The organism is Georgenia sp. SUBG003 (genome assembly GCF_000715355.2).
Lineage (GTDB): Bacteria > Actinomycetota > Actinomycetes > Actinomycetales > Actinomycetaceae > Georgenia.
Genome location: NZ_CP180204.1, coordinates 990541 through 1012435, shown reverse-complemented (window position 1 = coordinate 1012435; position 21895 = coordinate 990541). Strand labels below are relative to the sequence as shown.

Below are 21895 nucleotides of genomic sequence, written 5' to 3'. Positions count from 1 at the left end.
ATCCTATTTATGGGGGATCTTTTCGATCCCCGGCTCATCCTTCAGGATGAGGGCGCGAGAGTGACCGGGTGCCGACTCGCGGCCCGCCCGGCTGCGCGCCGCGGACGCCGGCGCAGTCGCGGCGTCAGCGCGAGAGCCACTCCTGGACGTCGACGTCCTCGCCACGGACGACGGCGAGCACCTGCCCGCCGTAGGCCTCGAGCTTGGTCGCGCCGATCCCCCGGAGGACGGCCAGCTGACGGAGGTCTTTCGGCTTGGCGGTGGCGATCGCCTGCAGCGTGGTGTCGTGCAGCACCGTGTACGCCGGCTTGCTGATGGCCTTCGCCACCTGGCCGCGCCACGAACGGAGCCGCTCGAACAGCTCGGCGTCGGCCGGGTTGCTCTCGACGAAGGTCTCGGTGCGAGCCCGTGCCGCCGCGCGCCGGGAGAGGCCTCCGCGACGGGCGGCGGCCGCGTCGTCGGGCCAGATGCCGTCCAGAAAGCGCGACCGCTTCCGGGAGGCGCGCCCGCCGACGGTTCGCGCCCGCGCGTACGACAGCTGCAGGTGCTCCCGTGCGCGCGTGACGCCCACGTAGAGCAGCCGGCGTTCCTCCTCGACGGCCGCGTCGCCCTCGGCGAGCGAGATCGGGAGGAGCCCTTCGGAGACCCCGACGAGGAAGACGGCGTCCCACTCCAACCCCTTGGCGGCGTGCAGGCTCGCCAGCGTCACGCCCGCGACGGTGGGTGCGTGCTGCGCCGACATGCGCTCGTCCAGCTCCGCCACGAGCCCTGCCATGTCCGCCTCACGGCTGCGGTGCAGCTCGTCCGCCAGGTTCACCAGCGAGTTCAGGGACTCCCACCGTTCACGCGCCGCCCCGCGCGCCGAGGGCGGTGACGCCGCCCAGCCGACGGACGACAGCACGTCACGGACCGCCTCGGGCATCGACTGGCCGGCGCTGGCCCGGACGGCTCCCCGCAGCATCACGATCGCCTCGCGCACCTCGCGCCGGGAGAAGAAGCGTTCCCCGCCACGCACGAGGTAGCCGATCCCGGCGTCTGCCAGCGCCTGCTCGACGGCCTCGGACTGGCCGTTCGTGCGGTAGAGGACGGCGACCTCGCTGAGCGGGACGCCCTCCTTCGCGAGCGCGGCGATGCGCTCGGCGACACCCCGGGCCTCCGCCAGGTCGTCGTCGTACGTCTCGTACCGCACCGGTGCGGAGGAGGGGCGCTGCGCCACGAGCTCGACGGCGGCCGCGTTGCGGTGGCGGCCGGCCCGGGAGAGCACCTTGTTCGCGAGGTCCACCACCTGCGGGGTGGACCGGTAGTCGCGGACCAGACGCACGACCGGCGCCCCCTCGTACCGCCGCGGGAAGTCGGTGAGGAAGCGTGGCGTCGCACCGGTGAAGGAGTAGATGGTCTGGGAGACGTCGCCGACGACGCAGACCTCGCGGCGACCGCCGAGCCAGAGATCGAGCAGACGCTGCTGGAGAGGTGAGACGTCCTGGTACTCGTCGACGACGAAGTGCCGGTACTGGGTACGGACCTGCGCGGCGACGTCCTCACGCTCGAGCAGGATGCCGACCAGGAGCAGCAGGACGTCCTCGAAGTCGATGACGCCGCGTTCGTTCTTGACGTCCTCGTAGACGCTCAGCAGCCGGGCGATCGTCGCGTGGTCGTGGCCGGCGACCGCCTCGCGGCCGGCCCGCGCGGCCCTAACCGTGTAGTCGTCCGCGGTGACGAGTGAGACCTTGGCCCACTCGACCTCTCCGGACAGGTCCCGGATCGCGGTGCGGTCGGCTCCAAGGCCCAGCCGGCCGGAGGCCTCCGCCACGAGGGAGGCCTTGTGCTCGGCGATCCGTGGGAGCTGCCCGCCGACCGCCGTCGGCCAGAAGAACGACAGCTGCCTCAGCGCCGCGGCGTGGAAGGTGCGCGCCTGGACACCGCCGACGCCGAGGTCGCGCAGCCGCGAACGCATCTCCCCGGCGGCCCGGGCCGTGAACGTGACCGCCAGCACCGTCTGCGGGTTGTAGGCGCCGGACAGCACCCCGTTCGCGATCCGGTAGGTGATGGCCCGGGTCTTCCCGGTGCCCGCGCCGGCGAGGACGCAGAGGGGGCCGGTGACCTGCTCGGCGACCGCCCTCTGGTCGTCGTCGAGCATGTCCAGCAGCTCATCGGTGCTCGTACTCATCCCGGCCAGTGTCTCAGCCTGCGCCGACACGCACCGCGGCCGGTCGCCGGTCTGTGTGCGGCCCCACTCGCCGCGCGCAGGCACAGGGGGGAAGAATCAGAACGGTCCGGGCGTTCCCGGAACAGCGGGCGCGATACGCCCCACGAGAACGACGAGGGCGTGCGAGCCCCGCGACAACGGCGAGGGCGGAACGCCCGAGGACGAGAGGAGCAGCCATGACGGCACAGGCACCCGAGGCCGGAAGCATCACGATGTACTCGACCACCTGGTGCGGCTACTGCCGGCGGCTGAAGACGCAGCTCGACCGTGAGGGCATCCCGTACAACGAGGTGAACATCGAGGAGGACGAGGCGTCCGCGTCGTTCGTCGAGTCCGTCAACGACGGCAACCAGACCGTCCCCACGGTGGTGTTCCCCGACGGGAGCGCCGCGACGAACCCCTCGCTGGCCGACGTCGTCGAGCGACTCAAGAACTGAGCGGTCGGACCGGCCGCTGACCGATCCGCGTGCCGGCGCCGACGGACCGACAACCCGTCCGTGGGCGTGCTGCACGACCCGGCAGCCCCGCCGCAGCGGGCCCCGCGCACCAGCCGCGTGCGCCGGGCCCGCTGGCGCGTCCGGGACGACCTCGCCCTTCGGCGCCGGTCCTGGGCCGCTCCCGCGCCGGCCGCGCGGGCCCTTCGGCGATCAGAAAAGGTTGAGCAGGGTCCCGGGCACCGCGAGACCCAGCAGCACCCAGCTGAGGACGGCGACGGTGACCTGTACATGGATGAGCGTCACCGTGGTACCGACGACCGGAGGCAGGAACCAGCGGAGCCGCTCCAGCGAGCCGACGTGCTCCTCGACGCGCGAGGGTAACGAGACGAGCGCCCAGAACCCGCGGACCCGCGGCAGCAGTCGCAGGCCTCCGCGGTCGACGAGCGAGCGGAGCGCGTCGCTCACCTCGGCGTCCAGATCGCTGAGGTCGGTGAAGGCGACGAGGTCGTCGGCGAGTGCGGCCACGTCGTTCGTCGCCTGGAGGTAGCGGGCCCGGCGAACGACGAAAACGGCGACGGCGGTGCCGCCCAACGCCGTCACCACGAGGCCCACCGCCCTGGCGGGCGACTCCCACGTGGAGGCGAGCCAGGCCAGGACCGCAAGCGCGGGGACGGGGGCCGAGGCCAGCGCGAGCGACGGCAGCCGCAGCACCCGCACCGCAAGGGCGAACAGCGGTGCCAGCTGTGCGAACTGCTGGCGCAGCGCCGGCTCAGGGGACGGCTCCGACGTCGCGACCGCGGCGTCGGGTCCGGTACGGACCGGCTGGGCGCCCGTGCCGTCGGCCAGCCGCTGAGATCCTTCGTTCACGCGCGGATCTTCTCATCGACCGCACGGTCCGTGTCATGCCCGTGTCCCCCGGTGCCGCCGGTCGGCTCGTCGGGGGCCCGTTCAGGCGTCCGGTGCCGTCGGTATCGGACCTCCGAACCACTCCTCGATCAGGGCTCGCGCGATGGAGGACCGCATCGGGAGAAGCACCTCCCCCCGTCCGGGCCGCCGACGCAAGCACCTCGCGGGAGAAGAACCGGGCGTCGGTGATCTCGACGCCGTCGACCTTGACCGCTCCGTCGGAGCTCTCGGCCAGGCGTGCTCGGAAGCCGAGCATGAGCGAGGCCGGGAACGGCCACGGCTGCGACGCGACGAACTCCACCGACCCCACCTCGAGGCCGGCCTCCTCCTTCACCTCGCGGGCGACGGCGGCCTCGATGGATTCTCCTGGCTCGACGTAGCCGGCGAGCGTGGAGAAGCGCCGCGCCGGCCAGTGTGCGGCGTGGCCGAGGAGGATGCGGTCCTGGTTGTCGGTGACGGCCATGATGACGGCCGGGTCGGTGCGCGGGTAGTGGAGCGAGTTGTCGGCTGAGCATCGTCGAACCCAGCCCGCGTCGATGACCTCGGTCGGCTCGCCGCACCGAGGGCACCGCGGATGGCGGACGTGCCACGCGCTCACCGCGACGGCCGTGGTCGCGAGACCGGCGTCCCTGTCGGGCAAGGCGTCCCCGATGTCACGCAGGTGACGAAACTCGAGGGTCGCTACGAGATCCACCAGCCCCGCGTCCTCGACGATGGGGACGCCGTCCAGGTCACGCTCCTCCCCCAGGTGCTCCGGAAGCGTGAGGGCGAGATACGCACCGTCGTCGTCGCGTCCGAGGTACACGACGTCGTCCGGCCCCCATGCGTCGCGAGGGATCTCGGCCGGTGCACGGAGGTCGAGGGCCGACCCGCGGGTCGCAACCAGCCCACGTTGAATCAGCACGACCTGCGTCGTCGGCTCGGCCAGCAGGCGGCTCACAAGTCCCTCGACCGGGCGGGACACAGCGTCCGGGTCGACGGTGGACCGGGCGAGCGGGAGGACGTCGTGCACGGGCCAACGGTACGGTGTCGGCCGCACCACGGTCAGTCGCTCGCTCCGTCCCCGCGAGTCGCACCGGAGGCCCACACAGGTGCGCTGGGCACGCGGCGTTCGCTCTCCAGGGCGATAGCCGTCGACGGTGCCGTTCCTGGCTGTCACGGTGCGGGGTGGGTCGCGTGTTCGGAGTGTGGGATCTCGGTGCCGTCGCGCCGGTAGAACGTCCACCGGCCGTGTCGGCGTTCGATGCTGATGCGGCGTTGGTGGACGAAGTCGTGGTGGTGCCAGCACAGCAGGACGCCGAGCCGGGTGTCGGTGCGGCCGTGGTGCTCGTACCACCAGATGGAGTGGTGGATCTCGCCCTCGCCGGGCGGGGCGCCGCAGCCGGGGTAGCGGCAGTCCTTGTCGCGGGCGATGATCGCGCGGGTCTGGGCGGCGGTGAAGAGGCGTTCCTCGCGGCCGACGTCCAGAACCTCCGAGTCGGCTCCGAAGACGACGCGGTGGAAGCCGCCGCCGCAGGCCAGGCGGGCCAGCAGGGTCGGGGCCAGTGCGGTGCCGTCCTCCAGGGTGGCCGGGGCTGCGTCGCCGATCAGGGCCGGGTCGAGATCCGCGGTGATCACCGCCTCCGGCAGCTCCTCCCGCCCGCACCCGCACACCCCGCCCGCGCCGGGCGCGGGTGCCCGGTCCTCACCGGCCGAACGGTCCGTGCCGTTCGTGCCGTTCGCGCCATTCGCGCCGCCCGTGCCGCTCGTGCCGCTCGTGCCGCTCGTGCCGCTCGTAGCGCCCGTGGCGTCCGTCTCGGTGTGGAGGCCGAACGCCGCCCCGGGGTGCCCGGTGTCCGCGGTACCCGGTGTGCCGGCCCGGTCGTGCGAGGGGCACGAGGGGTGGGGGCGGACCGGCCGGGTGGCGCCGATCAGGCGCTGGAGGGTGTCGAAGGGGACGTGGACGCCCAGGTGGGGGCGGATCCGCGCTCCGGGGCGCAGGGCGCCGGAGTCCAGCCCCAGGCGGGCCAGCCCGGTCAGGTGGTGCGCGGCGCGCTGCCTCGCCGAGCGCTTGTCGTCCCGGACAGGGACCCCGCCACGGGCGGCCAGCGCGGCCAGCACCAGCTGCCCGCTGGTACGGGACAGCCATCCGCCGGGCACGTACCCCTCCGTGGTCTCGGCCAGGTAGAACTCCTCCCTGTCGGCGTCGGCCACGTAGCCGCGGTCCGCGGCGTCGGGGTCCGCGCGCAGCGCCCAGTGCTCCAGGGCGGTGGCGAACGCCGAGGCGTCGAGCCCGCGGGCGTGGGCCAGGAGGAACTCCTCCCCCGCGCTCGCCTCGCGCAGGGTCTCCCTGCGGGCCCGGGTGCCCGTGGTGTGCCGCACGAGCGCCGCGACGTGGTCCGTGCCGATCTGCCCGGCGGCCAGCGCCTTGGCGGTGGCGGGCAGGTGGTCGCGCAGTGCCCGGGCCTGGCGCACCTCCCGGGCCGCCGACGCCCGGTGCTTACCGGTGCGGCCCCGGTACCACGCGGCCATCGACCGGGCTCCGTCGAGGGCCCACAGCCCGTCGGTCTCGACCGTGGCGAGCGCCCTGGCGTTCAGCGCCTCCAGGCGCCGCCGGAGGTCCTCGACCCCGTCCAGCACCCCCAGGGTCGCCTCCCCGGCCACCGTGTGCAGGTCGATCCCGGCCAGCTCGTCCAGCACGTCCCGGACCTTCTCCAGCCCCACCGCGAGGGCCGCGGCCGGGCTTCCCGCCTCTTCGACCAGCGACACCCCATCACCCCCGGGCTTCCTAGGTCCGACGTCGTCTCCGCAACCTCCACCATATCGAACACCCGTTCGCATTCGGAAGGGCTGACTGGCTATTCCCGCGAATTTGTGGAAACGGTGGCAGCCCAGCCGCCTGTGCATAACCACATGCTGTGGAAGCAATGGCGCCCAGGTCCCCATTGATGGAGTCTCTGTGGAAAGCTTGGCAGTCCGCAGGCGTCTGATCTCCGGGCGAAGCCGGGCGAGCATTCGAATGCGTAAACAGCTCGAACCTCATGAAGCGGGCGACCGACCGCCACTTGACATTGCCTGGCCGGCCGGGAGCTGTCCCGAATTTCCTGGACGGGCAACGAACGATCCCACGACGTAGTCAGCAAAGCGGCGGGTGCCAGTCTGAACCGAGGCCGAGAGACTTGGCAGCCGGGCGGCGCAGACGCAGAATGACAGGGCACCGGCGGATCACCGTGGCTGAACTCGCTCCTACGTTCGGGGAGACCCCATGCCCAGACAGGAACCTGGCGAGGAACCTGGCGAGGAACCTGGCGAGGAACCTGGCGAGGAACCTGGCGAGGATCGCGAATCACCAGCCGTGCCGACGGGGGACGCCGCGCAGCTGGGCGACGCGTCACCCAGACACGCCAGCCGCACTGCGGCGCCCTCGGAGCGCGAACGGACGGCCGCGCAGCGGACCACCGCGGAACGGACAGCCACGGCAGACGACCTCGCCTCCTGGATCGACGGCTACGTACGCGCCTGGAACAGCAACGACCCGGACGACATCGCCTCTCTTTTCACGGCGGAGGCCGAGTACCGCACGGAGCCGTACGCCGATCCCGTCCGAGGCCGGGACGCCATCGTGGCGTTCTGGCTCGCGAACAGCGACGAACCCGGCCGGACGACCTTCACCTGGACGCCGCTCGCGGTGAATGCCGGCGTCTCGGTCGTCGAGGGCACCACCGACTATCGCGACGACCCGCCGCGCACCTACAGCAACCTCTGGATCATCCGCCTGGACGGACGCGGCCGCTGCACCTCGTTCACGGAGTGGTGGATGAGGCACCCCGCAGACGGCTGACCAACCCCGACCGTCGGTCAGCCGCGCGGTGACAGATCAGCCCGCCCGCAGAGGAGCACCCCGGCGGGCGGAGACGATCGTCGACTGGCCCAGAACGCGCGCGCCGGCGTACACCACCAGCGACTGCCCGGGCGCGATGCCTCTCAGCGGGACGGACAGCCGCGCCTGGAGAGTGTCGGCCGCCGCCCCCTCGGTGCTGGTCCCGCCGCGCCGGACCGACGCAACGACGGGATCCCCGTGCGCGCGGATCTGGACCTCGGCGTCGAACCACTCCCCCGCAGGGACGTCCTCGGCGAGCCACACCGTCTGGTCGGCGTGGAGCTCGTCCACGCTCAGCAGCTCGGTCGGCCCCACCACGACCTGGTTCGTCCCCGGCCGGACCTCGAGCACGTACCGCGGGCGCCCGTCGGCCGCCGGGCGGGTGAGCCCCAGACCTTTCCGCTGCCCGACCGTGTACGCGTACGCGCCGTCGTGCTGGCCGAGCACGCGGCCGTCCGCGTCCACCACCTCGCCCGGCCGGGAGCCGAGGTGGTCCCGCAGGAAGCCCTGGGTGTCGCCGTCGGCCACGAAGCAGATGTCGTACGAGTCCGGCTTCGCGGACACGCTCAGCCCGCGGGCGGCCGCCTCGGCGCGCACCGCGTCCTTCGAGGGTGCGTCCCCCAGCGGGAACATCGAACGGGCCAGGCGGTCCGCCCCCATCACCGCCAGGACGTAGGACTGGTCCTTCGCCGGGTCGGTGGCCCGGTGCAGCTCGCGGCGGACTCCGCCGGCGCCGTCGGGCACCTCCACGATCCGGGCGTAGTGACCGGTGGCGACGGCGTCGAAGCCGAGCGCCAGACCCCGGTCGAGCAGCGCCGAGAACTTGATGTGCTCGTTGCAGCGCACGCAGGGGTTCGGGGTGCGGCCGGCCTCGTACTCGGAGACGAAGTCCGCGACGACCGTCTCCTCGAACTCCTCGGACAGGTCCCACACGTAGTACGGAATGCCGAGGACGTCGGCAGCGCGGCGCGCGTCACCGGCGTCCTCGATCGAGCAGCAGCCGCGCGAGCCGTTGCGGTGCTGCGCCCGCGAGCGCGAGAGCGCCATGTGGACGCCCACGACGTCGTGCCCGGCCTCCACCGCACGCGCCGCGGCGACGGCGGAGTCGACTCCCCCGGACAGGGCCGCCAGCACCCGCATCAGGACACGCCCCCAGACCCGACGGCGGACGTGCCCGCCGCGGGAACCGCGCCGTTGCCGGAGCCGACGGCGGACCCCTCGCGCGTGCCGCGGCCAGGCCCTTCCCCTCCGAGGCCCGCCGGCTCGCGCGACGGCCGACGCCGTGCCGCGTGCGCACGGCGCGCGTTGTCCACCACGCCCGGCAGGGCTGCCACGACGGCGTCGATGTCGTCCTCGGTCGTGGTCCGGCCGAGGGAGAACCGCAGCGCCGAGCGCGCCAGCTCCTCGTCGCGGCCCATGGCGACCAGCACGTGCGAGGCCTGCTGCACGCCCGCGTGACATGCCGAGCCGCTCGACGCGGCGATCCCCGCCATGTCCAGACCGAAGAGCAGCGCGTCGGAGTCAGCCCCCTCGACGGTCAGGTGGGCGATCCCCGGGTGCCGGCCGCCCGCACCCGTCAGCGGGGTGGAACGCTCCAGCGGGTCGGTCGCCTCAGCGGCGATCGCCGGTCCGGTGAGCGCGACGCCGCCGACGGCGTGCTGCACCGCGGTGACGAGCCGGTCCCTCAGTGCGCTCAGCCGCGCCGCCTCGGCCGCCTGCTCGGCGACGGCCATCTCGACGGCGAGCGCCAGTGCGCGCGCGCCGGCGACCGCCAGGGTGCCCCGAGCGGACCCCCCGCTCCTGCCCGCCACCGTGCTCGACCGGAGTCAGCGGGAACGAGCGCCGCGCCACGAGAGCGCCGGCACCCACCGGAGCGCCCAGCTTGTGCCCGGTCAGGCTCATCGCGTCGAGCCCCGAGCGCGCGAAGTGCACGGGTACGTGACCGACCGCCTGCACCGCGTCAGAATGCACCGGCACGCCTGCGGCGCCGGCGAGCCGGACGATCTCCTCGACCGGCTGCACCACGCCGACCTCGTTGTTCGTCCACATGACTGAGACGACGGCGGCACCGCCGCCGCGGAGCACCTCGTCGAGATGATCCAGGCTCAGCACACCGTCGGAGTCGACGCGCAGCCGGACGAGCCCGGCGCCGTCGTGCGTCGCGAGCCACTCCGCCGCTTCCAGCACGGCATGGTGCTCGATCGAGGAGACGGCGACCGTGCGCAGCGAGTCGTCGGCCGCCCGTCTCGCCCAGTACGCGCCCTTCACGGCCAGGTTGTCCGCCTCGGTCCCGCCCGAGGTGAAGATCACCTCGGCAGGTTCCGCTCCGACGGCGGCGGCGAGCTGCTCGCGGGCCTCCTCGAGCCGACGGCGAGCGTCGCGCCCCGCGCTGTGGAGCGAGGAGGGGTTTCCCACCCGAGCAAGCTCCTCCGCGTAGCACGCCGCCACTTCCGGGCGCACGGGCGTGGTCGCCGCGTGGTCGAGGTAGACGGTCACGCCGACCAGTGTAAGGACCGTGCCGAACGCCCGACGGGGCCCGCCCCGCGCCGTACCCGCGCCCCGCGGTCCGGCGCCGCGGCGGACCCGCCGCGGCGGACCGGCCCCGCTCCGGCGCTCGCGCGCACCGGGCCCCGAACGCACCCGAACGGGACACGCCTCGGGCTCCGGCGCGAGCACCTGGCTGTGCAGGTAGTCTCACGCCATGCACCTCGGCGTCGACCTGGGCACCACCCGCACGATCGTCGCCCTCGCCGACCGGGGGAACTACCCCGTCGTGTCGTTCCTCGACGAGGACGGGGACGCCCACGAGAGCTTCCCCAGCGTCGTCGCCGTCCGTGACGGCGAGCTCGTGCACGGCTTCGAGGCCCTCGCCGCGGCCCGCCGGGGCGCTCCCCTGCTCCGCTCCTTCAAACGAGCGTTGGCCGACCCGGAGGTCGGCGCGGGCACGCTCCTCACCGTCGGCGACCTCGAGGTGCCGCTGCTCGAGCTGCTTACCGGCTATCTGTCCGCGGTGCGCACGGCGCTGCGCACGCGGTCCAACCTCTCCGACGCCGTGGAGGAGGCCGCCCTGGACGACGACGGGCCCCTGCGCGCCGTCGTCGCGGTCCCCGCCCACGCGCACGGCGCGCAGCGGTTCCTGACCCTCGAGGCGTTCCGGCGTGCCGGATTCGAGGTCCTCGCCCTCGTCAACGAGCCGTCGGCCGCCGGGTTCGAGTACACCCACCACCGAGGCGGCACGATCAGCTCGCGCCGCACCCGCGTCGTCGTCTACGACCTGGGCGGGGGCACGTTCGACGCCTCCCTCGTCGACGTCGAGGGCCACCGCCACGCCGTCCTGGGGTCGAACGGCCTGAACCGGCTCGGCGGCGACGACTTCGACGAGGTGCTCGCCCTGTGCGTGCTCGAGGCGGAGGCGGCCGCCACCGCCTCACCGCGCCACCTCGAGGACCTCGCACGCATGGAGCGTGACGAGCTGCTCGACCGGTGCCGGGAGGCGAAGGAGCGCATCGCCCCGCAGTCGCGACGGGTGGTGGTCGAGGTCGGCGAGAAGGACGTCAGCGTGCCCGTCGACACCTACTACGCGCGCTCCGCCCCGCTCGTGGAGGCGACGATCGAGGCGATGCGACCCCTGCTGGGCGGCCTCGACGACGCCTCCGGGCTGGCCGACGTCGCCGGCATCTACCTCGTCGGTGGAGCGTCCGGCCTGCCGCTGGTGCCCCGGCTGCTGCGGGAGAGGTTCGGCCGCCGCGTCCACCGCTCGCCGCACCCGTCCGCCTCCACGGCGATCGGCCTGGCCGTGGCGGCCGACGACGAGGCCGGGTTCACTCTCTCGGACCGTCTCTCCCGCGGTTTCGGCGTCTTCCGCGAGCGCGCCGGCGGTGCCGCCGTGAGCTTCGACCCCATCCTCGGTGCCGACACCGCGCTGCCCGAGCGTGAGGGCGTGGTCGCCGTCCGCCGTTACCGTGCCGCGCACAACCTCGGCTGGTACCGGTTCGTCGAGTGCGCGGGCATCGACGACGACGGAGAGCCGCGCGGCGACGTCGTGCCGTTCGCGGACGTCCTCTTCCCCTTCGACCCCGCGCTGCGCGACGGACGGGACCTGCACGAGGTCGACGTCGAGCGGCGCGACGGCTGCCTCGTCGAGGAGCGCTACCTCGTCGACGCGAACGGCATGGTCGAGGTGCAGATCACCGACCTCGACACCCGGTACACGCAGCGCCACGCCATCGGCACCTCGGCGTCCCGCCGGGCGTGGGCCGCGGCGCGGCCCTGGGCCCGCCGGGGCCCGCGGAACGCGCCGGCGGGGGCGGCGAGGGTGAGGACGGCGGCCACGACGGCCACCGCGGCGACGACGGCGTCCAGCGCCGCGCGTCGGGGAAGTGGTGCGGAGGGGTTCATCGCGCCTCCCTGTCCCGGCGTGGACGGGCCCGGAGGGAGGGGCCCGCACGGACAGGGAAGCGCGGCGGGAGGAGCTGGGAGACTGTTGTCGCGGGCGCAATGCGGATGAACCCCTACCGGGGCGCGGGGTGACCCCCTTCACCCTCGCCGGGCGAGGCGAGACCCGCAGGGTGTGCCGGAGCTACGGCCTCAGCACCACCCTCCCCGCGCCGTCGCGCTGGGCCGCCCACGCCCGCTGGATCTCGGCGAGGGGAAGACCGACGTGCTCGACCCCCCAGGGCGCCGTCGGCGGCGTGGGTGAGGACCGCGGTGAGCGCGTCGCGGCGCTGGTCCTTGGTGAGCGCGTTGTTGGTGTACCCGAGGACGGATGCAGACCGGCTGCGGAGCGTGGCCGAGTCGAACGTCGCGGTGGGCCCCGCGGAGCTGCCGAGGTTGACGAGGCGGCCGCCCTCGCCCAGGACAAGACCGGCGGCGGAGGCGGGGAGCCCGCACAGCGGGTCGACGACCACGTCGGCGTGACCACCCAGCGCGCTCTCGAACCGCGCCGCCAGGCCCGCGACGTCGTCGTCCGCCGCGAGGGGGACCACCTCGTCCGCGCCCGCCGCGCGGGACCGCTCGAGAGCCCCGCGCGAGCGCGCGGCGGCCACGACCCTCGACGCGCCGAGCAGCCTGGCCGCCCGGAGGGCCACCTGCCCCACCACGCCACCGCCGCCGAGCACGAGGACGCGTTCGCCGGGCCGTAGGCGGGCGCGCGCCGTCAGGGACATCCAGGCCGCGACCGCCGAGAGCCCGAGCGCGGCCGCCTGGGCGGCGTCGACGCCGTCGGGCAGGGGGACGAGATCGTCGTCGACGACGGCGCACAGCTCGGCCATCGAACCGTCGCCGGGCTTCATGCCGGCGTCCGTGGCGAACCAGACACGCGTGCCCTCCGGCCAGGTACCGGAGGAGCGCACGACGCCCACGCCCTGTACGCCGGGCACGTACGGCGTGGCCGGGGTGCCGAAGTACGAGGTGCCGCTCGCGCAGAGCTGGTCCAGCGGCGTGATCGCGGCGGCCGAGACCTCGACGAGGGTCCGCCCCTCCTCGCGCACCGGATCCGGGTGCTCGGCGTACGCGGGCAGCTGGCCGGGGACGGTGACGACGGCGGCACGCACGGGATCTCCTCCGATCTCCAGCGGACGACCGTCCGCCTGGAGTTCATGCTTCAGAGTCCGCCGCGTGGTGTCAACCGTCGCCGCTCCCCGTTCCGCCGCGATCCGGTCCGGTTCTTGACATGCTGAGGGGGTGACTCCAGAGTGTGAGCCACAACATTGGTGACCGCTAGACGGACGAGCGTCCGCGCGGAGTTCCTGCGACGACGGAGGTACCGACCATGAGCCAGACGCCCCCTTCCGGCTCCCCGAGCCAGCCCCCCCGCGGAGGGTCGTCCCCTCGTTCTCCGACGCGGCACGGTGGTGACGATGGACGACCGCCGGACGGTCCTGAAGGACTCCGACGTGCTGGTGGTCGGCGACCGGATCGAGGCGGTCGGCCCGAACCTGCCGGTGCCGGACGGCACCGTCGAGGTGGACGCCTCGGGCGGCATCGTCATGCCGGGGATGATCGACACCCACCGGCACCTGTGGCAGACCGCCATGCGCGGGTACGGGGCGGACTGGACCCTCACGCAGTACTTCGTCTGGTACTACCTCGAGCACGGCAAGGAGTTCCGACCGCAGGACGTCTACGCGGGCAACCTGCTCGGTGCGATCGAGGCCCTCGACGCCGGGGTGACCACCACGGTGGACTGGTCCCACGGTCTGCAGACGGTCGAGCACGCCGAGGCCGCCGTGGACGCGCTCGAGGAGGTGCCCGGCCGGTTCGTGTTCGGGTACGGCAACATCCACGCCGGCCCTTGGGAGTGGACCGCGTCCCCCGACTTCCGCTCCTTCGTCGAGCGCAGGATGCCGCGCAGCGAGATGCTCGGTCTCCAGCTGGCGTTCGACGTCACCGGCGACCCCGCGTTCCCGGAGAAGGCCGCCTTCGAGGTGGCCCGCGAGCTCGGCGTCGGGGTGACCACGCACGCCGGGGTGTGGGGCGCGACGAACGACAACGGCATCCGGCTCATGCACGAGCACGGCTTCATGACGCCGGAGACGGTGTACGTGCACGCGGCGACCCTGAGCACGGACTCCTACCAGCGCATCGCGGCCACGGGCGGGCACGCGTCGGTCTCCAGCGAGTCGGAGTCCTCCTGCGGGCAGGGATACCCCTCGAGCTGGTCGTTGCGGGCGCACGGCATCCCCATCTCGCTCTCCATGGACACCTCCGTGTGGTGGAGCGGGGACCTCTTCTCCGCGATGCGGGCGACCCTGTCCTCGGACCGCACCCGTGAGCACCACGAGGCCCACGCCAAGGGCGACACCGTTACGAACATCGCGCTGCGCGCCGAGGAGGTGGTGGCATGGGCCACCCGCGGCGGGGCGAAGGCGCTGGGCCTCGACAGGCTGGTCGGCTCGCTGGAGGCCGGCAAGCGGGCGGACGTGGTGCTGATCAAGAACGACGCCTCGCCCGTGATGTTCCCGCTGCTGAACCCCTACGGTCACATCGCGTTCCAGGCCCAGCGCGCGGACGTGCACACCGTGCTGGTCAACGGGAAGGTCGTCAAGCACGAACACAGGCTCGTCGACACGGGCCTGGCCCGCGCGCGCACCGCGGTGGAGGAGACCGTCGAGCACCTGCGGGCCACGCTCGGCGAAGAGGCCTGGCAGGCCGGCATGAACCCCGAGATCCCCGAGTCCAAGGTCCTCGACAACCCGTACATGTACACCGAGTACGCAGACGCCTCCACGCACACGAAGTGACGCTGCGCGTGCAGGCGTCCCTGCTCTCCTCGGGCGCCTGCACGCCCGGCAGCTGACACCGCCCCGGCACCGGCCGGGCCCCGCGCCCCGGCACCGGCGGTGCTCCGCGCTGCGGGACCCGACCGTGTCACGCGCCCGCGCGCCGCAATCCGATGACCTCGTACGCCCACGCGCCAACGACCTCGATCGACCCGGGCGACGCCGTCGTCGCCCTACCTACGGAGGGTTTTCGCATGACCGAGATCCAGGAGTACCCCGTCGTCGTCGTGGGCGGCGGACCCGTCGGACTGACCACCTCCCTGCTCCTCAGCAGGCTCGGCGTCGAGCACGCGGTGTTCGAGCGCCACCCGTCCACCTCGATCCACCCGAAGGCCGTCGGGCTGAACCAGCGGACCATCGAGATCTTCCGCGCCCTGGGCATCGAGGAGGAGGTCCGCGCCGCCGCGGCGCCGCCCCGGACGGTCTCGCGGACCGCCTGGTATACCTCGTTCGACGGCCCCACCGCCCTGCACGGCCGCCGGATCGCCGTCCGGGACGCGTGGGGAGGCGGACGGTACGCGGAGGAGTACGCGGCGATGAGCCCGTCGAGCTACACGGTGCTCCCGCAGATCCGCCTGGAGCCGGTGCTCCGGCGGGCCGCCGAGGCGCAGGCCCCGGCGCACGTCTTCTTCGGTGCACCGGTGGCCCGGATCGAGCAGGACGACGACGGCGTGACCGTCACCGTCGCCGACGGCGGAGACGGCGCCGAGCGCCGCGTCAGGGCGCGGTACCTCGTGGGGGCCGACGGTGGACGGTTCGTGGCCGACGAGCTCGGCATCGCCATGGCCGGCGAGAGCAACCTCGTCGACATGGTGAGTGCCCACTTCAGCGCCGACCTGCGCGGGCTTCTGCCGGACGACAGCTGCCTGATCAACTGGTTCGTCAACCCCGACCTCGGCGGGTCGATCGGCTCCGGCTACCTGTACCACCTCGGCCCGTGGGACGAGGAGGAGCAGTCCGAGGAGTGGGTCTTCGCCTGCGGCTTCGGCCCGGACGACCCCGACCGGTTCGACGAGGACGGGATGAAGAAGCGGATCCTGCGCTCGCTGGGCGTCGAGACGCTGGACGCCGAGCTGCACTCGATCTCGCACTGGTACATCAACTCGGTCGTCGCCGAGACCTTCCGGAACGGGCGGTGCTTCCTGGTCGGCGACGCGGCGCACCGGATCCCGCCGTGGGGCGCCCTCGGCCTGAACACCGGGATCCAGGACGCGCACAACCTCGCCTGGAAGATCGCCGCCACCCTCGACTCCGAGGAGCTGGAGCCGCTGCTGGACACCTACGAGCTCGAGCGCCGGCCCATCGCCACCACCGTGGCTGCCAACTCCCTGCACAACTTCAGGAACCACGGCGGTCTCGTCGACGCCGCAATCGGACTGGACCCGACGACGCCCCCGGAGGAGGGGTGGGCCGCGCTCGCGGACCTGTGGTCCGGCAGCGAGACCGGCCGGCGCCGCCAGGCGGCGCTCGACGAGGCCATCGCGTTCATGGACCAGGAGTTCCACGCCCACGGCGTCGAGTGCGGCTTCGCCTACCCCGTGGGCGCCGTCGCCGGTGAGAGCGAGACAAGCTCCCTGCCCAGCGACCCGCTCGTCTACCGCCCCACCACCGCGCCGGGCCACCACGTGCCGCACGTCTGGCTCGACGGACGGGACCGCCGGATCTCCACGCTCGACCTCGCCGCACCGGGACGGCTGGTGCTGATCGTCGACGCCGCCGCGGAGGAGTGGCGTCGCGCGCTGGGCGCCTCCGCCAGTCCGCTCGCGGACCTCGTCGACGTCGTCGAGGTCGGTGAGGGACACCCGCTCACGGACGCCGAGGGGCGCTGGGCGCAGCTGCGTGAGGTCGACTCCGACGGTGCGGTCCTCGTCCGCCCCGACACCGTCGTCGCCTGGCGCAGCCTCGGCCTGCCCGCGGACCCCGCAACTGCCCTCCAGTCGGCGCTGAGCACTGTCCTCGCGTCGTCGGCTGTGGTGCCGTCGGCCGGGGATGAGCCGGAGCTGTCCGTGGCGAGGTGACCGCCGTGCTGCAGGGATGGTGAAAGCCGGTGGCCGCTCGAACGATCGAGCGGCCACCGGCTTCTTGGTGTCGTGTTCCTACCGCTTGCCGAGCATCTGGTCCGGACGGACCAGCATCAGAGCCACGGCCCCCAGAAGCGAGGCGCCGGCCAGCTGCCACATACCCGCGCCGCTCCAGCCGACGGCCGCCACGAGCTTGGCGAACAGCAGGCCGGAGAACGCGGCGGCGACGTAGTAGGTGAGCATGAACAGGCCCTGGCCGCGACCGACGCTCTCGGGGCGGACGCTGCGCTGCATGGCCGTCGAGCAGTTGGTGAACAGGAACCCGCTGGCGAGCGTGCCCATGAGGAAGGACAAGACGTACTGGCCGGCCTCGCCGGTCACCACCGCGTACATCAGGTACCCGACCAGCGCCGTGCCCACGAAGGTGCCGGCGAGGAGCCACTTCTGGCTGAACCGGTCGCCGAGCCAGCCGGCGGGCAGCGCCATCATCGCGCCGAGGCCGGACATGGAGACCGCGAAGGCCGCCTGCGCGGGGTCGAACCCGAGCTCTTCCCGCAGGAACGTGGGGTACAGGCCCATGAACCCGTAGAAGACGGTGCCGCTGACGACGCAGGCGATGCCGAACCCGAGGGTGTTGCGGTTGTAGGGGCTGGCGGGGACGTGGCTGTAGTCCTGGGCGGCGGCCGCGACGGTTCCCGCCCGCGCCTCGGACATCCGCCGCGAGACGGCCACCAGGATGAGGGTGACCATCACGAGACCGAGGCCGCCGAACAGGAAGAACGGTGCCCGCCAGCTGTCGAAGGCCGTGGCGAACGGCACGCCGATCATCGGCCCGAGGAAGATGCCGGCGCCGAAGGCGACCCCGACGAACCCGGCCGCGAACGCGCGCCGGTGGAAGAAGAACGAGCCGACGACGGCGTACAGCGCCGTGGCCTGGACGCCCTCGCCGACCCCCGAGACGATCCGGTACGCGGCCATGTCGTACAGCCCGGACGAGAGCGGGATCGCGAGGGTGCCCAGGGAGTAGACCAGGACGCTGCCGACGATCACGGTCTTGCGGGAGAAGCGGTCGACGACGAAGCCTGCGAGGAACCCGGCGACGGCGAGCCCCACGGTGAAGCCCGTTGCGAGGAAGCCGGACTCCTCCAGCGTGAAGCCGAAGTCCTCCCGGATCTCCGGGAGCAGGGGGTAGAAGACCTGCCGGTCCATCGCGTTGAGCATCCAGGACAGGCAGAGCACCGCGAAGCCGACGGCGATCGCGGCGGGGGCGAGCGAACGCTGCTCGCCGCTCACGTTCTCGTTGAACTCTCGAGTCACCGCAGGGGTGGCCATAGGTATGTCCTCACAGTCAGGGGTGCCGCCTCGCCGCCCGGGCACCGGTGCCCGGGCGGGACGGTCGGCGAAGGAAGGGGTGTGCTCGGGCGACGGGCCGGGGTGGTGGCCCGTGCGTCGGCCGCGAGCGGTGGTGCGGCGGGACCGAGATGTGGGGCTCGGGACCGCCGGGCACGCGGGCGCGCCCGACGGCGCCCGTCACCGCCGGGACGGCGGACGGCATCGTCCGCGCCCGCGAGGTGACGGGTGCCGGTCGGTCGCTGGTCAGTGGTGGGTGGTGCGCGTCAGAGGGCGACGCTCGGGTACTCCTTGCCCGTCCAGTGCGAGAGCTTCTGCGCCATCTCGCGCTGGAAGGACAGCGGCCCGTGCTTCCTCGCGTACTCCTCGTCGTAGAGGGCGATGAAGAGGGTCAGGTTGAGGAAGAAGTGGGCGCCGTGCTCGAAGAGCCAGACGTAGTCGTGCGTCGCGAGGGCCTCGCGCTCCTCGTCGGTGAAGGAGAGCCAGGAGGTCTGCTCGACGCCGTTGAGCCAGGTCCCGACCTCCTTCTCCCACTTCTCGATGGTGCCCCGTGGATCCTCCCTGTACTGCTCGACCCAGTCGGGGTCGCGGTCGATCGTGAAGAGGAACTTGTCGACGTAGTACTTGCTCATGCCAGGACGCCCTTCTCCGCGTAGACAGGTCCGGTGCTGCCGCCGGAGATCTCGGCCGCGCGGGCGGCCGCCTCCGCCTGCGCGTCGGTCCGGTTCGGGTACCAGGTCATGTACATCTCACGGGTGTGGAAGAGGTCGAGCTGGTCGACGTAGGCGGCCTCGGCCCCCGGCCCGGCGATGCCCATCATCAGCAGCAGGTCCATGAAGCCGTGGGTGGCGTTGCCGGCGCCCGCCATGGACTCGTGCGTGACGTTCTGCAGGATGGCGTCGACGTTGCCGGTCGAGAGCCACTCGATCGCGTTGGCGTCGAACTCCGGGTCGGGGCCGTGCTCGCCGAACTGCCGGGGGCCGCCGAGCTCGAGGGAGAGGTGGCCGGTGCCGATGGCGGCGACCTTCTTGGTCGAGTCCCAGGAGTCGATGATCTCCCGGATGGCGCGGCCGACCTCGTAGAACCGCCGGGGCGAGGGCATGGGCGGGACGAAGATGTTCGTGTAGACCGGCACGACCGGCAGGTCCGCGTCGGGGCGGACCGTGATGATCGGGCAGATGATCGAGTGGTCGATCTTGAGCTCGTGGCTGAAGGAGAAGTCGAAGTCCCGGTCCACGAAGCCCTGGTGCATGTAGTCCGACAGCTCCTTGTCGCCCTTCAGGACGTACCGGGGGATGCCGAACTCGCGCTCCTCGTTGTAGAAGGTGGCGTCGTAGGTCTCCTGCTTGCCGATGAGGAACTGCGGGTAGTTGTCCAGGAAGAACTGGTGGAAGTGGTCCGCACCGACCATCACCAGCACGTCCGGCTCGGCGGCCGTGAGCGTCTCGCGGTAGGCCTCGACCTTGCGCTGCCACTCCGCCGCGTAAGGCGGACGCTGGTCGGGCGGAGACGTCGTCGCCTTGTAGTAGAAGGGATGGTGCGTGCTGGCCAGCACAGCGGTGAGCTCAGCCATACCTGCTCCTCGGGTCCGTTCCTTTTGTGGTGGTCTAGGGTCAGTGCGCGTCGTCGGCGACGTAGATAGCGTTCCGGTCGACGGCCATGTAGATGTCGTTCGCGACCGGGTTGCGCCTCTCCTCGGCGATCTGGCCGAGCAGGCCCGCCGTGCGCGCGAGCAGCGCGAAGCCGCGCAGCAGGTCGACGGGCAGGCCGAGGTCGGCGAGAGCGGCGCCGCAGACGCCGGCACCGTTGAGGGGCAGCGCCCGGCCGAGCGCGGTCCCGGACATGCGGCCGATCGCCTCGAACAGGCGCAGGTGGGGTCCGCGCACCCCCGCCTCCTCGGCGATGGCGATGAGCCGCGGGGTGCGGGGGTCGCCCTCCTTGTGGACGGGATGCCCCAGCCCGGGCACGAACCTCTTCTGCTCGCGCTGGCCGCGGATCGCCGCCAGGGCCAGCTCGTCCCAGCCCTCGTCGGTGGTCGGCAGGTCGCCGTCGTGCTCCGCGATCGTGCGGTGGAGGAACTTGCCGGTGTCCTCGGTGACGCCGAGGAAGCGGGACCCGCCGCCGAGCAGGCCCGACGCGATCGCACCCTGGAGGGAGTCCGGGGCGGAGAGGTAGGTGAGGCGGGCCGCGATCGCCGTCGGCGTGAAGCCGTGGTCGGCGAGGGCGACGAGCACGGCCTCGAAGACCTTCAGCTCGCCAGGGTTCGGGCGCCGCATGGCGACGAGCCAGAACGCCAGCTCCCCGAAGCTGACCTTGCCCATGAGGTCCTCGGCGAGGTCGTGGCCGAGCAGCCGGATCTCGTCGGCGGTGGAGGTCCCCAGCGCCGTGGGGTACTGGATCGGCGTGGTGGTCGCGGTCATCGTCAGCGTGCTCCCGTCGTGGCGGCGTCGTCGCTCCGGGCCAGCCAGGCCCGGACCTCCTCGGTGTGCTCGCCCAGGCGCGGGGGCGGCAGCTCGTAGCGCGGGGGAGTGGCCGAGTAGGTGACGGGATGGCGCACGCCGGGAATGGCGTCGTCACCCTCACCCACCCGGACGACCGGCTCGAGGCCGAGCTTCCTGGCGTACTCCACTCCCTGGGCGATCGTGTTGATGGGCCCGCTCGGCACGCCGACGGCGTTGAGCCGCTCGAACCAGTGCTCCGCGGGGCGGGTCCGGAGCCGCTCCACCAGGATCGGCCGGAGCTCCTCACGGTTGGCGGTGCGGTCGCCGTTCTCGGCGAAGCGCGGGTCGTCGGCGACCTCGGGGATTCCGAGCACCTCGCACAGCTTCCGGAACTGGGCGTTGTTGCCGGCCGTGACGATGAGCTGGTCGTCCGCGGTGGGCAGGGGTTCGTACGGGAAGAGGCTCGGGTGCGCGTTGCCCATCCGGAACGGCGTGACCCCGCCACCGACGTACGCCATGGTCTGGTTGACCAGGCCGCTCATCGCGGAGGCCATGAGGCTGGCCTCGAGGTGCTGGCCCTCGCCCGTGGCATCCCGGTGCCGCAGCGCGGCCAGGATCCCGATCGTGGAGTGCAGCCCGGCCATCACGTCGAAGACGCTGATGCCGGCGCGGTACGGCGAGCCGTCCGGGTCGCCGGTCAGGCTCATGAGGCCGGACATCGCCTGGACGATGAGGTCGTACCCGGGCAGGTGGGCGCCCTCCGCGCTGCCGAAGCCGCTGATCGACGAGTAGACGACCGCGGGGTTCCGGGCGGCGACCGATTCGTAGTCGAGGCCGAACTTCCTCAGGCCGCCGGGCTTGAAGTTCTCGATGACGACGTCGGCGCGGGCGGCGAGGTCCTGGGCGGTCCGGAGGTCGTCGTCGTCCTTGAAGTTCAGCACGATCGACTTCTTGTTGCGGTTGATCGACGCGTAGTAGGTGGACACCCCGTCGGGACGGACGGGTGGGACCCACGTGCGCGTGTCGTCCCCGCCCGGGCCCTCGACCTTGATCACCTCGGCGCGAGGTCGGCCAGCAGCATGGTCGCGTACGGCCCGGCCAGGATCCTGGAGAAGTCCGCGACGACGATGCCGTCCAGCGGACGGGCACCCGAAAACGTCGTAGAAGTTGTCTGCATCCTCGTTGATCCCTTCGTGGCGGGCGCTTGCGTCCGCGTGACGGACAGTTGTCCGCGAAACGTGGTTCCACTCTGGAGGTGCCGCGCGCACCTGTCAAGCCCTTCAGCCGCAACGGGTCGTGCACGCGGCGTGCCGGGATCGCCGTGTCGACGGGTTCCACCCGGGCGGCGGGGGTGGTACAACTGGCCGGAAGGCGGACAGTCGTCCGTGGACTCGG

Annotated in this window: 17 protein-coding genes and 1 pseudogene; 5 read left to right on the top strand and 13 right to left on the bottom strand. The window is 72.6% G+C overall.

All coding sequences use genetic code 11. The features are described from left to right. Window positions 1–124 precede the first annotated feature (124 nt). Complete coding sequence (locus tag DA06_RS04860) at window positions 125–2167, bottom strand: ATP-dependent DNA helicase UvrD2 (protein WP_043497803.1); 2043 nt, start codon at window positions 2165–2167, stop codon at window positions 125–127. 215 nt (window positions 2168–2382) lie between these two features. Between DA06_RS04860 and DA06_RS04855 the strand changes: the two genes are divergently transcribed. Beyond that, window positions 2383–2643 carry a mycoredoxin gene (locus DA06_RS04855; RefSeq protein WP_043497801.1) on the top strand — a complete coding sequence of 87 codons (261 nt, stop codon included), beginning with the start codon at window positions 2383–2385 and terminating at the stop codon, window positions 2641–2643. A 210-nt stretch (window positions 2644–2853) separates the two neighbouring features. Here DA06_RS04855 and DA06_RS04850 read toward each other — a convergent pair whose 3' ends face one another. The 3 genes from DA06_RS04850 to DA06_RS04840 form a co-directional block, all read right to left on the bottom strand. After that, a complete protein-coding gene (locus DA06_RS04850; protein WP_043497799.1) occupies window positions 2854–3510 on the bottom strand; it encodes a hypothetical protein in 657 nt (218 codons plus the stop codon). After that, entirely contained in the window at window positions 3413–4561 is a 1149-nt protein-coding gene (gene nudC / locus DA06_RS04845) for an NAD(+) diphosphatase (protein WP_418607001.1), read from the bottom strand. Before nudC ends, DA06_RS04850 begins: the two co-directional genes overlap by 98 nt. A 143-nt stretch (window positions 4562–4704) precedes the next feature. Next, window positions 4705–6297, bottom strand: a complete 1593-nt coding sequence (locus DA06_RS04840; RefSeq protein WP_043497797.1) for an HNH endonuclease signature motif containing protein — start codon at window positions 6295–6297, stop codon at window positions 4705–4707. A 586-nt stretch (window positions 6298–6883) separates the two neighbouring features. Between DA06_RS04840 and DA06_RS04835 the strand changes: the two genes are divergently transcribed. Continuing rightward, window positions 6884–7369 (top strand): nuclear transport factor 2 family protein, encoded by a 486-nt coding sequence (locus DA06_RS04835; protein WP_418606999.1) that lies wholly within the window; start codon window positions 6884–6886, stop codon window positions 7367–7369. Window positions 7370–7405: 36 nt separating this feature from the next. Here the strand turns inward: DA06_RS04835 and mnmA are convergent, their stop codons facing one another. Together mnmA and DA06_RS04825 are read right to left on the bottom strand one after the other, a co-directional pair. After that, window positions 7406–8548: a tRNA 2-thiouridine(34) synthase MnmA gene (gene mnmA / locus DA06_RS04830; protein ID WP_043497795.1), complete on the bottom strand. Its 1143-nt coding sequence runs from the start codon at window positions 8546–8548 to the stop codon at window positions 7406–7408. A 131-nt stretch (window positions 8549–8679) separates the two neighbouring features. After that, window positions 8680–9904 (bottom strand): annotated as a pseudogene (locus DA06_RS04825) (cysteine desulfurase family protein); the annotation flags it as partial. A 205-nt stretch (window positions 9905–10109) separates the two neighbouring features. On the opposite strand from DA06_RS04825, the gene DA06_RS04820 reads away from it, so the two are divergent. After that, a complete protein-coding gene (locus DA06_RS04820; protein ID WP_418606998.1) occupies window positions 10110–11915 on the top strand; it encodes an Hsp70 family protein in 1806 nt (601 codons plus the stop codon). Between the two features lie 4 nt (window positions 11916–11919). Here the strand turns inward: DA06_RS04820 and DA06_RS04815 are convergent, their stop codons facing one another. After that, the gene (locus DA06_RS04815) at window positions 11920–12960 is read right to left on the bottom strand and encodes a zinc-binding dehydrogenase (protein ID WP_418606996.1); all 1041 of its coding nucleotides are present in this window, start codon (window positions 12958–12960) and stop codon (window positions 11920–11922) included. Between the two features lie 306 nt (window positions 12961–13266). Here DA06_RS04815 and DA06_RS04810 point away from each other — a divergent pair, with 306 nt between their 5' ends. Together DA06_RS04810 and DA06_RS04805 are read left to right on the top strand one after the other, a co-directional pair. Next, entirely contained in the window at window positions 13267–14649 is a 1383-nt protein-coding gene (locus DA06_RS04810; RefSeq protein WP_418606995.1) for an amidohydrolase family protein, read from the top strand. Between the two features lie 233 nt (window positions 14650–14882). Then, window positions 14883–16706 (top strand): FAD-dependent monooxygenase, encoded by a 1824-nt coding sequence (locus DA06_RS04805; protein ID WP_052436376.1) that lies wholly within the window; start codon window positions 14883–14885, stop codon window positions 16704–16706. 78 nt (window positions 16707–16784) lie between these two features. Here the strand turns inward: DA06_RS04805 and DA06_RS04800 are convergent, their stop codons facing one another. The 6 genes from DA06_RS04800 to DA06_RS04775 form a co-directional block, all read right to left on the bottom strand. Further along, complete coding sequence (locus tag DA06_RS04800) at window positions 16785–18041, bottom strand: MFS transporter (protein ID WP_043497778.1); 1257 nt, start codon at window positions 18039–18041, stop codon at window positions 16785–16787. A gap of 284 nt (window positions 18042–18325) precedes the next feature. Beyond that, a complete protein-coding gene (locus DA06_RS04795) occupies window positions 18326–18691 on the bottom strand; it encodes a hypothetical protein (protein WP_043497775.1) in 366 nt (121 codons plus the stop codon). After that, a complete protein-coding gene (locus DA06_RS04790; RefSeq protein WP_418606993.1) occupies window positions 18688–19632 on the bottom strand; it encodes a hypothetical protein in 945 nt (314 codons plus the stop codon). Before DA06_RS04790 ends, DA06_RS04795 begins: the two co-directional genes overlap by 4 nt. A gap of 40 nt (window positions 19633–19672) precedes the next feature. Beyond that, the gene (locus DA06_RS04785) at window positions 19673–20479 is read right to left on the bottom strand and encodes a citryl-CoA lyase (RefSeq protein ID WP_043497773.1); all 807 of its coding nucleotides are present in this window, start codon (window positions 20477–20479) and stop codon (window positions 19673–19675) included. Between the two features lie 2 nt (window positions 20480–20481). Next, on the bottom strand, window positions 20482–21555 hold the full coding sequence (locus DA06_RS04780; protein WP_418606991.1) for a CaiB/BaiF CoA transferase family protein: 1074 nt from the start codon (window positions 21553–21555) through the stop codon (window positions 20482–20484). After that, window positions 21552–21677, bottom strand: a complete 126-nt coding sequence (locus DA06_RS04775) for a CoA transferase (RefSeq protein ID WP_418606990.1) — start codon at window positions 21675–21677, stop codon at window positions 21552–21554. Before DA06_RS04775 ends, DA06_RS04780 begins: the two co-directional genes overlap by 4 nt. Between the last annotated feature and the right edge of the window lie 218 nt (window positions 21678–21895).

Bases quoted from the DNA above. Each gene is read 5' to 3' on its own strand.
- DA06_RS04860 (WP_043497803.1), bottom strand. From the start codon at position 2,167: ATGAGTACGAGCACCGATGAGCTGCTGGACATGCTCGACGACGACCAG.
- DA06_RS04855 (WP_043497801.1), top strand. From the start codon at position 2,383: ATGACGGCACAGGCACCCGAGGCCGGAAGCATCACGATGTACTCGACC.
- mnmA (WP_043497795.1), bottom strand. From the start codon at position 8,548: ATGCGGGTGCTGGCGGCCCTGTCCGGGGGAGTCGACTCCGCCGTCGCC.
- DA06_RS04820 (WP_418606998.1), top strand. From the start codon at position 10,110: ATGCACCTCGGCGTCGACCTGGGCACCACCCGCACGATCGTCGCCCTC.
- DA06_RS04810 (WP_418606995.1), top strand. From the start codon at position 13,267: ATGGACGACCGCCGGACGGTCCTGAAGGACTCCGACGTGCTGGTGGTC.
- DA06_RS04805 (WP_052436376.1), top strand. From the start codon at position 14,883: ATGACCGAGATCCAGGAGTACCCCGTCGTCGTCGTGGGCGGCGGACCC.
- DA06_RS04800 (WP_043497778.1), bottom strand. From the start codon at position 18,041: ATGGCCACCCCTGCGGTGACTCGAGAGTTCAACGAGAACGTGAGCGGC.
- DA06_RS04795 (WP_043497775.1), bottom strand. From the start codon at position 18,691: ATGAGCAAGTACTACGTCGACAAGTTCCTCTTCACGATCGACCGCGAC.
- DA06_RS04790 (WP_418606993.1), bottom strand. From the start codon at position 19,632: ATGGCTGAGCTCACCGCTGTGCTGGCCAGCACGCACCATCCCTTCTAC.
- DA06_RS04785 (WP_043497773.1), bottom strand. From the start codon at position 20,479: ATGACCGCGACCACCACGCCGATCCAGTACCCCACGGCGCTGGGGACC.
- DA06_RS04775 (WP_418606990.1), bottom strand. From the start codon at position 21,677: ATGCAGACAACTTCTACGACGTTTTCGGGTGCCCGTCCGCTGGACGGC.